This is a genomic window from Pseudomonas sp. G3-19, from assembly GCF_054855875.1.
Genome location: NZ_JBMPIQ010000003.1, coordinates 2,864,230 through 2,877,947, shown reverse-complemented (window position 1 = coordinate 2,877,947; position 13,718 = coordinate 2,864,230). Strand labels below are relative to the sequence as shown.

Below are 13,718 nucleotides of genomic sequence, written 5' to 3'. Positions count from 1 at the left end.
GTTGATCAGAACTCGTGATCAGCGTTGTCCGGGTTCAGGTCGCTGATGCCCAGCTTGCCGGCAGCGGCTTCGATCGAACCGGTCTGCTTGACCAGTGCGGCGATGGCGTCACGCACGATCTGGTTGCCGGCGGTGTTGCCCGCAGCGATCAACTGGTCGTAGTGCTCACCCTTGTTGGCGTGATCGACCATGACCTGGATTTTCGCTTCGGTAGCGGCCAGATCGGCTTTCAGCGCGGTGTCGGCAGCCGGGTCGGCCTTGGCCACCAGCGACGACAGGCTGGCGCCGGTCATCTTGGTGCCATCAACCCGGGTGTACTCGCCCAGGTACACGTTACGAATGCCTTTGGCATCGTAGAAGTGCGAGTTGTGGGTGTTGTCGCTGAAGCAATCCTGTTCGTCTTCCGGGGAGTTGGCTTCCAGGGAAACCTTCATGCGCTCGCCCGCCAGTTCGCCCAGGGACAGACTGCCCATGCCGAAGAGCATTTTGCGCAGGCCGCTTTCAGCCGGCTCGGCTTCCAGGGTAGCGCGGTAGTTGTCGGCCACGTTCGGCTTCCAGTTGCCGACCATTTCTTCCAGGTCGCTGACCAGCAGTTGGGTCACGGCTTTGAGGTAGGCACGGCGACGATCATTGTGACCACCGGTGGCGCCAGCGCCTTCCAGGTAGTCCGAGGCTGGACGGTTGCCGGCGCCCGGGCCGGTGCCGTTCAGGTCCTGGCCCCAGAGCAGGAATTCGATGGCGTGGTAGCCAGTGGCAACGTTGGCTTCGGAACCGCCCAGCTCGTTGAGGCTGGCGAGTTTTTCCGGGGTGATGTCTTTGACATCGACCTTGTCTTCGCCGACCTGCACTTCAGTGTTGGCGATGATGTTGGCGGTGGCGCCCGGGTTGCCCAGCGCGTGCTCGTAGGATTTGTCGACGTAGTCGATCAAGCCTTCGTCCAGCGGCCAGGCGTTCACCTGACCTTCCCAGTCGTCGATGATGGTGTTGCCGAAGCGAAACACTTCGCTCTGCAGGTAAGGCACGCGCGCAGCGACCCAGGCAGCCTTGGCGGCTTTCAGGGTGTCGGCGTTCGGTTTGGCGAGGAACGCGTCGACCGCGGTTTGCAGGGTTTTCGCAGTGGATTCGGCATCGCTGTAGACGGCGAAGACCATGTCGGCGTAGTGCGCGACCACAGCCTTGGCGGCGGCTTCATCGACTTTACCGGCAGCGGCAGGTGCTGGCGCGGCAGCGGTGCTGGCGGCTGGCGTCGGCGCGGCCGGGGCGGCAGCCTTGTCTTTGCCTTCGCCGCAACCGGCGAGGGAAATAGCGATGGCCAGCAGACTGGCGGTAGCCAGAGGCATACGAATCATGGCGAACATCCTGCTTCGGTAATGGAATGGACAGGGCGCGGGGGTGCGCAAAGCTGCGACATAATGCAAATCTTTCGCATTATGTGTAAAGGGCTGTGGCTGGAAATATTTCTTATTTAGCCGGTTGTTATGCGCGGCATCAAAGGATCGCCGCGTTGCTACGCTGCGCCTGTTTGAGGTAGGCCGTCAGCTCCCGGGCAGGCAGCGGCTTGCTGTAGTGGTAACCCTGACCTTCGTGGCAGCCTTCGGAGATGATGTAGGACTCTTGCTCGGCGGTTTCAACGCCTTCGGCAATCACCTGCATGCCCAGGCTCTTGCCCAGTTGAATGATCGCGCGAACGATGGTCGCATCATCGTCGTCATCCAGCAGATCCTGAACGAAGCTCTTGTCGATCTTGATCTTGTCCAGCGGCAGGCTTTTCAGATAACTCAGTGATGAGTAGCCGGTGCCGAAGTCGTCGATGGCGATCAGCGCCCCGGAGCGGCGCAGGCTCAGCAGGTGTTGGGTGGCGGTGCTGATGTCTTCCATCAGGCCGGTTTCGGTGACTTCCAGCTCCAGGCTGCGCGGCGGCAGGCGGTAGATCTGCAGTAGGTTGTTGACCACTCGCGGCAACTCGGCGTGGTGCAGTTGCACGGTGGACAGGTTGACCGCCATGCGCAGATCGACGAAGCCCTGATCGTGCCATTCGCGCAATTGCTTGCAGGCCTGATCCAGCACCCATTCGCCGATGGCGATGATCGTGCCGTTCTGTTCGGCCAGCGGAATGAACAGGTCCGGCGGCACCAGACCGTGTTCCGGATGCTGCCAGCGAATCAGCGCTTCTACCCCGACCACGCGGTGATCGCGGTAGCTGATCTGCGGCTGATAGACGAGGTAGAACTGGTCGCGAATCAGTGCGTCGCGCAGGTCTTTTTCCAGTTCGCGACGCCGGCGCATCTCGCTGTCGACACTGGCGATGTAGAACTGATAGCGGTTGCGCGAGCGGGTCTTGGCCAGCGTCATGGTCTGCTCGGCCTTCTGCAACAGCTTCTCGGTGCTGTCGCCGTCCTCGGGGAACAGGGTGATGCCGATGGTCGCGCGCAGGCGGATTTCCTGATGGTCGAGGGCGAACGCCGCTTCCAGATCATCGAGGATGCTCTGCGCCAGCTCTGCCGCTTCATAAGGTTGTTCGATATCGGCCTGCACCAGCGCGAACTGGTCGCCACCCAGACGGGCGAGGGCGCCGAGGCGACCGCTGTGGGCGCGCAGGCGGTCGGCCAGCGCCAGCAGCAACTGGTCGCCGGTCTGGTAGCTGAACTGCTCGTTGATTCCTTTGAAATCATCCAGCCCCACACACAACACCGCGACCCGGCGTTGCAGCTTGCCGGCGTCGACCAGAATCTTGTCCAGTTGCTGCTGCAATTGCTGGCGGTTCGGCAGGCCGGTGAGGAAGTCGTACTGGGCCATGCGCAGCAGGCTGTTTTCCGCTTCGTGGCGCAGATGGGTGTTGCGTTCTATCGATTCGAGCAACTGGTTGGCGGTGTTGATCCAGATGCCGAGTTCATTTTTTTCGTGACCCTTGAGCTGTGGAATCTTGTGCTCGCTGGGGCGATCGGGATTGATTTCGGTCAGGTGCTCGATGATCCGCGACAGCGGCTTGGTCAGCAGCCAGTGATAAACCAGATACAACACCAGGCCCATGGCCAGGGCGCGCAACACGCCGGAAATGAAAATAATCACCGAACTGACGATGAAACTCTCGCCATAGGTGGCGGTGTCGAGGGTGATGCTCAGGTCGCCGTAATACTCGCTGTAGGGACCGCGACCGACCAATTGAGTGGTGAAGGTGCGTTCCTGACCGAGTATCAGATCAGTCAGCCAACGGCTGTTGGAGTGCTGCAATTCACGGGACTTCTGCGCGAGCATCGCCTCGTTGGGATGGCCGATGGAAGCCTGGCGCACGGCGTCGTCCTGGAACAGGCCTTCGATCACCTGCATGCCCATTTCCCGGTCCAGGCTGTAGACCGCCTGAGTCGAGGGATCACGGAACATGTCGAGGATGCGCTGAGCGTCGCCGGCCACCGCCTGGCGGGTTTTATAGGCATCGAAAACAATCTGGGCGCAGCTCAAGACCACGCCGACGATCAATGCCGAAAGGAGCACGACCCGGAGCAACTTCACCGACAAGCTGTTCTTGAGTTCCAGCTTCAAAGGGTTATTCCTTGTTCCGTGCGGGTAGCGTCAAGTTGCCATGAGTATTGGCAATCCCGTGTTGGCAGTCAAAGGGACAATCAAGCCCCGGAACATTTGCCCGTGGCCTTGGCCGAAATGCTGCTGTCTGGAGTCTCAGCTCTATTTGTACTGTGTCGGTAGTTTCGGCCCTCAACTTGAGCAGTCTGGAACAAATTTTCGCTGATTTGATGGTAGCCCGCTGTGCTGCACCGGCAAGCGGCCGGAGCCATCGTTCATCGTGAAAAAAAGCAGGCATAAAAAAACCCGGCCGTAGCCGGGTTTTTTGTCTGGCGCGCAGCTTAAGCGGTGAAGGTTTTGCCTTCGAACTGCTCAGCGACGAACTTCCAGTTGACCAGGTTCCAGAACGCCTCAACGTACTTCGGACGCAGGTTGCGGTAGTCGATGTAGTAAGCGTGTTCCCAGACGTCGCAGGTCAGTAGCGGGGTGTCGCCGCTGGTCAGCGGGTTGCCGGCGCCGATGGTGCTGGCCAGGGCCAGGGAACCGTCAGCCTTTTTCACCAGCCAGCCCCAGCCGGAACCGAAGGTGCCGATCGAGGTTTTGCTGAACTCTTCCTTGAACTTGTCGAACGAACCGAAAGCCGCGTTGATGGCTTCAGCCAGTGCGCCGGTTGGTTGACCGCCGGCGTTTGGCGCCAGGCAGTTCCAGTAGAAAGTGTGGTTCCAGACCTGAGCGGCGTTGTTGAAGATGCCGCCCGAGGAAGTCTTGACGATCTCTTCCAGGGTCTTGCCTTCGAACTCGGTGCCTGGCACCAGGTTGTTCAGGTTCACGACATAGGTGTTGTGGTGCTTGTCGTGGTGAAATTCCAGGGTTTCCTTGGAAATGTGCGGCTGCAGGGCATCGTGTGCGTAAGGCAGCGGCGGCAATTCGAAAGCCATGATGATTCTCCTAATCAGGTCTGTTGCGGTGAGCGCAAGGCCGATCACGGGCGGCCAGAAATGCACCGACGAGTTTTTACTCTTTGCGGCGCAGGGTTCGGATCATAGCACCGGGGTCAAGGCTTAACCACGCAACAACTGTGTGGGATAGAGGTTCCAGAGCTGTTTGGAATAAATCACTGCGCCAATATCAATTGCCCTGCCACCGTGAACATCATCACTGCCACTAGAAGATCGAGAATTCGCCAGGTACTCGGCCGAGCCAGCCACGGCGCGAGCCATGCGGCACCGAGGGCGAGGGTGAAAAACCACAGCAGCGACGCGCTCGCGGCGCCCACGACATAAGCGCCCGGCACCGACTGCTGCGCCCCCAGCGAGCCGATCAGCAACACCGTGTCCAGATAAACGTGCGGGTTGAGCAGTGTCACTGCCAGCGCGCTGAGCATCACCGCGCGCAACGAGCGTACGGTGTGGTTTTCACCCTGATCCAGACTCTGTTTCGAGAACGCCCGGCGCAGCGCCTGGCTGCCGTACCAGATCAGAAAAATTGCGCCGCCCCAGCGTGCCACCGCGAGCAATGTCGGGTTCTGTGCCAGCACGGTGGCTAGACCAAACACCCCGGCCGCCACCAGGAGCGCATCGCACGCCACACACAACGCCGCCACCGGCAGGTGATGTTCGCGGCGCAGACTCTGCGCCAGCACAAAAGCGTTCTGGGTGCCGATCGCCATGATCAGCCCCAAGGCCACCAGCAGGCCGTTCACATAGCTTTGCCACATAAGATTTACTCCGCGTTGGCTGCCAGATCGCGCAGCACGTGCATGGCGCGCTCGGCGTCGGCCTGACCGACAAACAAATGGTCGTGGTAATAACCGGCGATCACGTTGCAACTGATTCCGGCCTTGCCCAGCGCGCTGGCGAACGCGGCGGTCAGGCCAACGGCTTCGAGCGCCGAATGCACATTGAGGGTGATCCACGCCGCCACATAATCAAAAGCGAACCCGGCGTGTTCAGCCTGAGAGCGTTCGAGGATCACGGTCAGGCCTTCCTGCTCGCGGAAGCTGCCGACAATCTCCACACCGCTCGGCAACTGGCCGTCACGCAGGGTGCAGAACACGTATTCGCCGGCATTGAGCTGCGGGCTCATGCTGCGCAGCAGAGTTGTGAGTGAGGTTTCGCCAGCCATTGCCGTGTTCCTTGATAAAGAGTGCTTGCTGGCTATTCTCCGGTCGAAAGCGGTATAAGAAAAACCAATAGTGCTGATCGCTCATTAGGAAAACTGATGTTCGACTACAAATTGCTTTCCGCTCTGGCCGCCGTGGTCGAGCAGGCTGGATTCGAGCGCGCCGCGCAGGTGCTGGGTTTGTCGCAATCGGCGATCTCCCAGCGGATCAAATTGCTGGAAGCGCGGGTCGGCCAACCGGTGCTGGTACGCGGCACGCCGCCATCGCCGACCGAGATTGGCCGGCGGCTGCTCAACCATGTGCAGCAGGTGCGCCTGCTCGAACGTGACCTGCAGACCCTGGTGCCGGCGCTCGACGAAGAAGGCCTGCCGGAGCGTCTGCGCATCGCTATCAACGCCGACAGCCTCGCCACCTGGTGGGCCGAGGCCGTGGGCGATTTCTGCGCCGAGCAGCATTTATTGCTGGATCTGGTGGTGGAAGATCAGACCGTCGGCCTCAAGCGCATGCGTGCCGGGGAAGTGGCGGCGTGTGTTTGCGCCAGCGAACGCCCGGTAGCCGGCGCGCGCAGCGTGTTGCTCGGGGCGATGCGCTATCGGGCGCTGGCCAGTCCGGCGTTTATCGAGCGGCATTTCCCCGACGGGGTGCGCGCCGAGCAGCTGCCGCGCACCCCGGCGCTGGTGTTCGGCCCGGACGATTTTCTCCAGCATCGCTACCTCGCATCGCTCGGTGTCGATGGTGGTTTCGAGCATCATTTGTGCCCGTCCTCCGAAGGTTTTGTGCGTCTGACCGAAGCCGGGTTTGGTTGGGGCCTGGTGCCGGAACTGCAAGTGCGCGATCAACTGCAACGCGGCGTATTGCGCGAACTGTTGCCAGATAAACCGATCGATGTGCCGTTGTACTGGCATCATTGGCGCAATGGCGGTCAGCTGCTGGCCTTGCTGACCGAGCAATTGCTACGTTCTTCACCGCGCTGGCTGGTGCCCTTGGGCTGATGGTCAGCGTCAAGAAAGACGTATCAGGTAAACGAAAGACATCGGAGCGTTACATGAAAATTCTGGTCACCGGCGCAAGCGGCTTCATTGGCGGACGCTTTGCGCGTTTCGCTTTGGAGCAGGGCCTGGACGTGCGGGTCAACGGTCGCCGGGCCGAAAGCGTCGAGCATCTGGTGCGCCGTGGCGCCGAGTTCGTCCCGGGCGATCTCACCGATGCGGATCTGGTGCGCGACCTCTGCGCCGACGTCGAAGCCGTGGTGCACTGTGCCGGTGCCGTCGGCTTGTGGGGGCGCTATCAGGACTTTCATCAGGGCAACGTGCAGGTCACCGAAAACGTCGTCGAAGCCTGCCTCAAGCAGCGCGTGCGGCGGCTGGTGCATCTGTCGTCGCCGTCGATCTATTTCGATGGCCGCGATCACCTCGGCCTGACCGAAGAGCAAGTGCCCAAGCGCTTCAAACATCACTACGCGGCGACCAAATACCTGGCCGAGCAAAAGGTCTTTGGCGCGCAGGAATTCGGTCTGGAAACCATTGCCCTGCGCCCGCGTTTCGTCACTGGCGCCGGCGACATGAGCATTTTCCCGCGCCTGCTGAACATGCAGCGCAAGGGGCGTCTGGCGATCATTGGCGACGGCCTGAACAAGGTCGATTTCACCAGCGTGCAGAACCTCAACGAAGCGCTGCTCAGCAGCCTGCTGGCGGCCGGTTCCGCGTTGGGCAAGGCCTACAACATCAGCAATGGCGCGCCGGTGCCGCTGTGGGATGTGGTCAATTATGTGATGCGCAAAATGGAAGTGCCACAGGTCAGCAAATACCGCTCGTACGGTCTGGCCTACAGCGTTGCTGCGCTCAACGAAGGCGTGTGCAAACTCTGGCCGGGACGCCCGGAGCCGACCCTGTCGCGATTGGGCATGCAAGTCATGAAGAAAAATTTCACCCTCGACATCAGTCGCGCCCGGCATTATCTGGACTACGATCCGAAAGTCAGCCTGTGGTCGGCCCTCGACGAGTTCTGTGGCTGGTGGAAAGCTCAGGACATCCGTTGATACAAGTCGCCCGGCCGGCAATGAACCGCACTGCCGCTTGAGGGTCAATCCCTGCGGCTGCGGCGGTTATACTTCGCAGCATTTAGCCATCACCGCGTTCCACAAAGGTTGCCTCAATGTCCATGCGTAACGATGCCAACGACGATTTCGACGATGTACCGAGCCTGCGGGCCGACACCTTTGACGACGATGACATTCCGCCCTCCGCCCGCACCTCGGTGCACTCGCGCACGCCGCCGGTGGTCAAGGTCAAGGCCGCGAGTACCGGGCCGTTGTGGGCACTGGTCGGCGCGTTGTTCTTCGCCTTCATCGGTTTGGCCTGGTGGAGCTTTCAGCAGATTTCGCTGATGGAGCAGCAATTGGTCGCGACCCAGGAAAGCTTTGCGCGCATCAGCGAGGAAGCGGCGGGGCGCCTGCAGGACATTTCCGGCAAGGTCGTCGCCAGCCAGAGCAACGTCAACAGTGACAGCGAAGCCTTGAAGCTGCAGATCAAACAGCTGGAAACCCAGTTGCTGGATCAGAGCAAACAGCAGCAAGGCGTGGTCGGTCAGGCCAGCGATCTGGACAAGCGTCTGGCGCAGATGACCGCGCAGACCACCGAACAACAGAACGCCAATAGCCAGTTGCAGGCTCAGGTCAAAGCCTTGAGCGCCGAACTGGCGACCCTGAAAAGCGCCCCGGCCGACACCGGCAAGGTCGATGCGCAGCTCAAGAGTTATGACGCGCAGCTGAAAAGCCTCGGCGCTGATATCACCGCGCTGAAAAAGCAAGGCAATCCGAGCGCGGCGATCGAGCGTCTGGAGCAGGAAATCGTCGTTCTCAAGAGTGAGCAGGACAACCGTCCGGCCGCTGCGCAGGGTGGCGGCAATACCGCCGAGTTCGACGCATTCCGCGGGCAGATGACCCGCAACCTCAACACCCTGCAGGCGCAGATCCAGAACCTGCAGCAGCAGATCAATGCCCGGCCATAGGGCCTGATGAACTGTAGCCAGGGACCTTTGTGGTGAGGGGATTCATCCCCGATGGGGCTGCGCAGCAGCTCCCAAACCATCAGCTCGGTGTGTCAGAAAATATGTGTTCTCTCCATCAGGGCTGCTGCGCAGCCCATCGGGGATAAATCCCCTCGCTACAGGATTCGGCGCTCCGTCCGACCCCAAGCCGTCTACGCTCTTGAAACACCAACAAGAACGAGGGATGCGTTATGGGGTTTTTGCATAAAGTGGCGTGGCTCGGGGTGATGCTTTTTGTGGGGGCAGGGCAGGTCAACGCCGCCACTACACAAAAGGACGACAGCAAGGCTGCCATTGCTTTGCTGGAAAAGGCGCTGGCCTATTACCACGACAATGGCGACAAGGCCTTCGCCGCGTTCAGCCGTCAGGGCGAGTTCGTCGACAAGGATCGCTACGTGTTCGTGGTCGACACCAAAGGTGTGATGCTCGCCAGCGGCGGGCCGTCCTCAGCCTTGATCGGCCGTGACGTCAGCGAAGTGCTTGCGCCGGATTTGCAGAAAGCCTTCAAGGACGCCTTGCTGGTGCCGGAAGGCAACGGCATTCAACAGGCCGAATACCGCTGGCAGAACTGGGCCGACGGCAAGGTCGAGCGCAAACATGTGTATTACCAGCGCATCGGTCAGCGCATTCTGGCCGTCGGTTATTACCTGCCGCGCGCTTCAGCCGAGCAGGCCAAGGCACTTCTCGACAAGGCTGCAACCGATCTGGGAAAAAACGAGAAGGGCACCCTGACGGCCATCAACTCGCTCAAGGGTGGTTATCTGCAGGATGACCTGTATGTGTTCGTGGTCGATCTGGACACCCAACGCTACGTTGCCCACGGAACCAACCTGCGCTTGATCAACACCGATTTCAGCAAGATCAAGGACCCGGAAGGCAAACCGGTGGGCGAGCCGATTCTGGCGCTGATCGCCAAGCAGGATGACGGCGAATACGAATACCGCTGGAAAAACCCGGTGACCGGCAAGGTCGAGGACAAGCATGCCTACCTGAAGAAGGTCGGACATTTTCTGGTGGCGGTGGGTTACTACAGCCCCTGAGTGAACTGCCTTTGTAGGAGTGAGCCTGCTCGCGATGAAGGTGTGTCATTCAACAATAATGTCGACTGACACACCCTCATCGCGAGCAGGCTCACTCCTACAGGGGATCAAGGTGTTGCTGTTATTTGGCGCCGTGCTCGCGCCCGCGCAGCAGGTTGTTCGGCATCGCAATCGCCGCTGCCAGCCCCAGCAGCGATACCGCCGTACTCACCCAAAGCAAATGCCGGAACGTCACCGAAAGCTCGGCACGCAGGGCGTTTTGTGCATCACCCGGTGCGGCGTTCAGACCGTCGAGCAGCACGTTGCCCGAATGGCCCTCGCTGATCAGCGAGTTGCTCGCCAGATGGGCGAAACTCGAATCCTGCAACAACGCCAGCAACAGCGCCGACATCAACGCCACACCCACTGCGCCGCCCAGCGAACGGAACAGGTTAGTGGTGCTGGTGGCGACGCCGATGTCGCGTTGCTCCACCGAGTTCTGCGTACCCACCAGTGAAGTCGGGAACTGCATGCCGCCGGCAATCCCGCTGAGCAGCATGAACAGGCTGCTGACCAGCGTCGCATCGGGTGGGCTGAACGCCATGCCGAGAATCGAGATCGGCATCAGCAGCGCGCCGGTCAGAATCTGTGGTTTGTAGCGACCGGTCACCGAAGTACGGCGTCCGGCGAAATAAGCGCCGATCGGCAGGCCCATCGCCAGCGGCAGCAAGTGCAATGCCGCCGCATCCGCCCCAGCGCCGGTGACGCTCTGAAAGCGCAGCGGCATCAGCACGATCAGCGAGATCGCCTGAAAACTGGTGAAGAAAATCGTGCACCAGCACAGCAACGCGTTGCGGTTGGTGAACAAGTGCATCGGCAGCAGCGGCTCACGCGCCCGGCGTTCATGCCAGACGAACACCGCCAGCACCAGCACCGCGCAGGCGAACAAACCGAGCACTTCACTGCTGCGCCACGAATGACCCTGACCGACCTGGGTGATGGCCAGCAGCAGCGCGGTCAAACCGATGATCATCAACAGCGTGCCGAGGTAGTCGATGATCGGTTTGCGCTGCGGAATCGGCAGCCCGCGCAGATTGCGATTGGCAACCCACCAGGCGCCCAGCCCCAGTGGCAGATTGATCAGGAACACCCAGCGCCACGACAGGTATTCGGTCATGTAGCCGCCGAGCACTGGCCCGGCGACGCTGGCCACCGCGTACATGCTGCTGAAATAACCCTGATAACGCCCGCGTTCGCGCGGCGGGACGATGTCGCCGATGATCGCCTGACTGACCGAAATCATTCCGCCGGCGCCGATGCCCTGGAGAATCCGCGCCAGCACCAGTTGTTCCATGCTTTGCGCCATGCCGCAGAACAGCGAGGCGAGGGTGAACAGGCCCATGCCGAACAGCATCAGTTTGCGTCGCCCGTACAAATCGCCGAGTTTGCCGTAGATCGGCACCGCCACGGTCATTGCCACCATGTACCCGGAAATCACCCAGGCCAGCAGGCTGACGTCCTTGAACTGTGCGGAGATGGCGGGCATCGAGACGGCGACGATGGTCTGGTCCAGCGCGCCGAGAAAAATCGCCATCATCAACGCGACCAGCACGCTGCGAATGGCCGGTTTGGGCGTTTCAGGGTGATTGAGATTGGTCACGGGCGAGCCTGCGGGCAGTGATGGACCCGCACGGCCATTGCGCGCGGGTGGATGCTCGCCAGTGTAAGTCGGTAGCAAGCTATTCGATAGCCTCGTACGGAAGCCCGACGTAATTTTCTGCAATGGTTTTTCGACCGGCTTCTGAACTGACAAAGTAGTCCAGTTCCGAGGCGCTGATGCGCTGGCTGAAATCATCGTGCTCGTCGAAGCGGTGCAGCATCGAGGTCATCCACCAGGAGAAACGTTCGGCTTTCCATACCCGGCGCAGGCAGATTTCCGAGTATTTCTCCAGCAGATCGGTGCGCCCTTCGCGATAAACCTTCAGCAGAATGTTAAACAGCGTACTGACATCGCTGGCGGCCAGATTCAAGCCCTTTGCGCCGGTGGGCGGCACAATGTGCGCGGCATCGCCGAGGAGAAACATCCGCCCGTACTGCATCGGCTCGACGACAAAACTGCGCAGCGGCGCGATGCTTTTTTCAATCGACGGGCCAGTCACCAGTTTCTCGGCAAGCGCGGCGGGCAGACGTGTTTTCAGCTCAGCCCAAAAGCGCTCGTCGGACCAGTCGGCAACGTTCTCCTCGGCCGGCACTTGCAGGTAATAACGGGTACGGGTGGCCGAACGCATGCTGCACAGGGCGAAGCCGCGTTCGTGCCGGGCGTAGACCAGCTCTTCGTGCACCGGCGGGGTGTCGGCGAGAATCCCCAGCCAGCCGAACGGATAGACCCGCTCGAAGATCTTCAGGCAGGCCTCGGGAATCGACTGCCGGGCCACGCCGTGAAAACCATCGCAACCGGCGATGTAATCGCAATCGACGCGCCAGGTTTCGCCATCCTTTTCGAAGGTGACAAAAGCCTCGTCGCTTTTCATGCCGTGAGGAACGACATGGCTCACTTCATAAAACGACAGTGCGCCAGCCTCCCGACGAGCGGCCATCAGGTCGCGCGTGACTTCGGTCTGACCGTAAACCATGACGGTTTTGCCGCCGGTCAAAGCCTGCAGATCGATGTGTGCCAGACGCCCATCCAGTGCCAGATCGAAGCCGGCGTGCACCAGCCCTTCGGCATCCATGCGCGCGCCTACGCCGGCCTGGCGCAACAGCTCTACCATGCCTTGTTCAAGCACGCCGGCGCGAATTCGTCCGAGGACATAGTCGGGTGTCTGGCGTTCGAGAATCAGGGTGTCGATGCCGGCGTTGTGCAGCAACTGACCGAGGAGCAATCCGGACGGACCGGCGCCAATGATGGCGACTTGGGTTTTCAGCGTTTTCATTGTTTTTATGACTCGCAAGCTTCACGCGACAGGCGCCGGTGAATGATTTTTATGGATCGAGTGCTTGCATTTTTCCCTTGCGGGTCTGTCAATTGAAGGTGAAAACTGAGCCGATACCTGTACATTCTGCCAATCGGTGCGATTATCGCCCGCAACCTCGAGGCCTGGATTGAAGTGATGAACAAGCCTGACCTGCCTTCGATTCCGGTGTTCAAGCTCTACGGTGAAAGCCTGGACTGGCCGACCCCTGACTTGCTGCACTGTGAAACCATTTCCAAACGCAGCCGCGAACATCAATGGGAAATCAAACCCCACCGCCACGCCGATTTGTGCCAGTTGCTCTTCGTCTTCAAAGGTCAGGCAGAGCTTGAAATCGAAGGTCAACGCACGCAGCTCAACCAACCCGCGATTCAAGTCCTGCCACCGTTGTCGGTGCATGGCTTTCGCTTTTCCGAGGACGTCGAAGGATTTGTCGTCACCCTCGCCAATCCGCTGATCAATCACCTGCAGGCGCAACTGGGCAACTCGGTGCACGCACTGGCCCAGGCCGAGCACTACCCGGCGGGCAAGGACGCGGAGTACCTGAACAGTCTGTTTTCAGCGTTGCAGGCCGAGTACAACGGCCATCAACCCGCGCGGGAAATGCTCATGCATTCGCTGGTCAGCGTGATCATGGTCTGGGTCAGCCGTCAGGCACTCGTGCGCCATAACGCCAGCCAGCGGCCGCAACGCCAGCGCGAATACCTCAACGGGTTCATTCAATTGGTGGAGGAGACGTACCGCCAGCATGTGAAGGTCGAAGACCTGGCCCATCGTCTGGGGATTTCGGTATCACACCTCAACGGCACCTGCCGGGAACTGGCTGGGCAGCCAGCGCTGCAGATCATGCACGAACGCCAGTTACTGGAAGCCAAACGTTTGCTGACCTACACCAGCATGACCATTTACGAGATGTCGGAGTTGTTAGGGTTTTCCGATCCGACCAACTTCACGCGCCTGTTCCGGCGCAGGGTGGGGATATCGCCAAAGGCCTTCCGCGACCGGCTGAAGGCCGAGCAGTGATCCTGTAAACCTGGC

The 13,718-nt window shown here is 60.5% G+C and carries 12 protein-coding genes; 5 read left to right on the top strand and 7 right to left on the bottom strand.

Annotation, left to right across the window (positions count from 1 at the left end; translation table 11 throughout):
* Window positions 1-5: 5 nt before the first annotated feature.
* The 5 genes from ACOYXI_RS13210 to ACOYXI_RS13190 form a co-directional block, all read right to left on the bottom strand.
* Window positions 6-1,349, bottom strand: coding sequence for an imelysin family protein (locus ACOYXI_RS13210; protein ID WP_027612472.1), 1,344 nt, complete (start codon window positions 1,347-1,349; stop codon window positions 6-8).
* Window positions 1,350-1,488: 139 nt separating this feature from the next.
* A complete protein-coding gene (locus ACOYXI_RS13205) occupies window positions 1,489-3,540 on the bottom strand; it encodes a putative bifunctional diguanylate cyclase/phosphodiesterase (protein ID WP_461674936.1) in 2,052 nt (683 codons plus the stop codon).
* Between the two features lie 320 nt (window positions 3,541-3,860).
* The gene (locus tag ACOYXI_RS13200) at window positions 3,861-4,457 is read right to left on the bottom strand and encodes a superoxide dismutase (protein WP_003227660.1); all 597 of its coding nucleotides are present in this window, start codon (window positions 4,455-4,457) and stop codon (window positions 3,861-3,863) included.
* Window positions 4,458-4,633: 176 nt separating this feature from the next.
* On the bottom strand, window positions 4,634-5,236 hold the full coding sequence (locus tag ACOYXI_RS13195) for a LysE/ArgO family amino acid transporter (RefSeq protein WP_134787215.1): 603 nt from the start codon (window positions 5,234-5,236) through the stop codon (window positions 4,634-4,636).
* A 5-nt stretch (window positions 5,237-5,241) separates the two neighbouring features.
* Window positions 5,242-5,643, bottom strand: coding sequence for an ACT domain-containing protein (locus ACOYXI_RS13190; RefSeq protein ID WP_098965335.1), 402 nt, complete (start codon window positions 5,641-5,643; stop codon window positions 5,242-5,244).
* A gap of 96 nt (window positions 5,644-5,739) precedes the next feature.
* On the opposite strand from ACOYXI_RS13190, the gene ACOYXI_RS13185 reads away from it, so the two are divergent.
* From ACOYXI_RS13185 to ACOYXI_RS13170, 4 genes are all read left to right on the top strand, one after another.
* Window positions 5,740-6,633: a LysR family transcriptional regulator ArgP gene (locus ACOYXI_RS13185; RefSeq protein WP_095136979.1), complete on the top strand. Its 894-nt coding sequence runs from the start codon at window positions 5,740-5,742 to the stop codon at window positions 6,631-6,633.
* Between the two features lie 53 nt (window positions 6,634-6,686).
* A complete protein-coding gene (locus ACOYXI_RS13180; protein ID WP_098965333.1) occupies window positions 6,687-7,679 on the top strand; it encodes an NAD-dependent epimerase/dehydratase family protein in 993 nt (330 codons plus the stop codon).
* A 116-nt stretch (window positions 7,680-7,795) separates the two neighbouring features.
* Complete coding sequence (locus ACOYXI_RS13175; RefSeq protein ID WP_097086018.1) at window positions 7,796-8,650, top strand: ATPase; 855 nt, start codon at window positions 7,796-7,798, stop codon at window positions 8,648-8,650.
* A gap of 230 nt (window positions 8,651-8,880) precedes the next feature.
* The gene (locus tag ACOYXI_RS13170) at window positions 8,881-9,729 is read left to right on the top strand and encodes a cache domain-containing protein (protein WP_007964035.1); all 849 of its coding nucleotides are present in this window, start codon (window positions 8,881-8,883) and stop codon (window positions 9,727-9,729) included.
* 121 nt (window positions 9,730-9,850) lie between these two features.
* Here the strand turns inward: ACOYXI_RS13170 and ACOYXI_RS13165 are convergent, their stop codons facing one another.
* Both ACOYXI_RS13165 and pobA read right to left on the bottom strand, forming a co-directional pair.
* Complete coding sequence (locus ACOYXI_RS13165; protein ID WP_461674935.1) at window positions 9,851-11,368, bottom strand: MDR family MFS transporter; 1,518 nt, start codon at window positions 11,366-11,368, stop codon at window positions 9,851-9,853.
* 79 nt (window positions 11,369-11,447) lie between these two features.
* The gene (gene pobA, locus ACOYXI_RS13160) at window positions 11,448-12,641 is read right to left on the bottom strand and encodes a 4-hydroxybenzoate 3-monooxygenase (protein WP_098965328.1); all 1,194 of its coding nucleotides are present in this window, start codon (window positions 12,639-12,641) and stop codon (window positions 11,448-11,450) included.
* A gap of 177 nt (window positions 12,642-12,818) precedes the next feature.
* Here pobA and ACOYXI_RS13155 point away from each other — a divergent pair, with 177 nt between their 5' ends.
* Window positions 12,819-13,703, top strand: coding sequence for a helix-turn-helix domain-containing protein (locus ACOYXI_RS13155; protein ID WP_097086010.1), 885 nt, complete (start codon window positions 12,819-12,821; stop codon window positions 13,701-13,703).
* Window positions 13,704-13,718 lie beyond the last annotated feature (15 nt).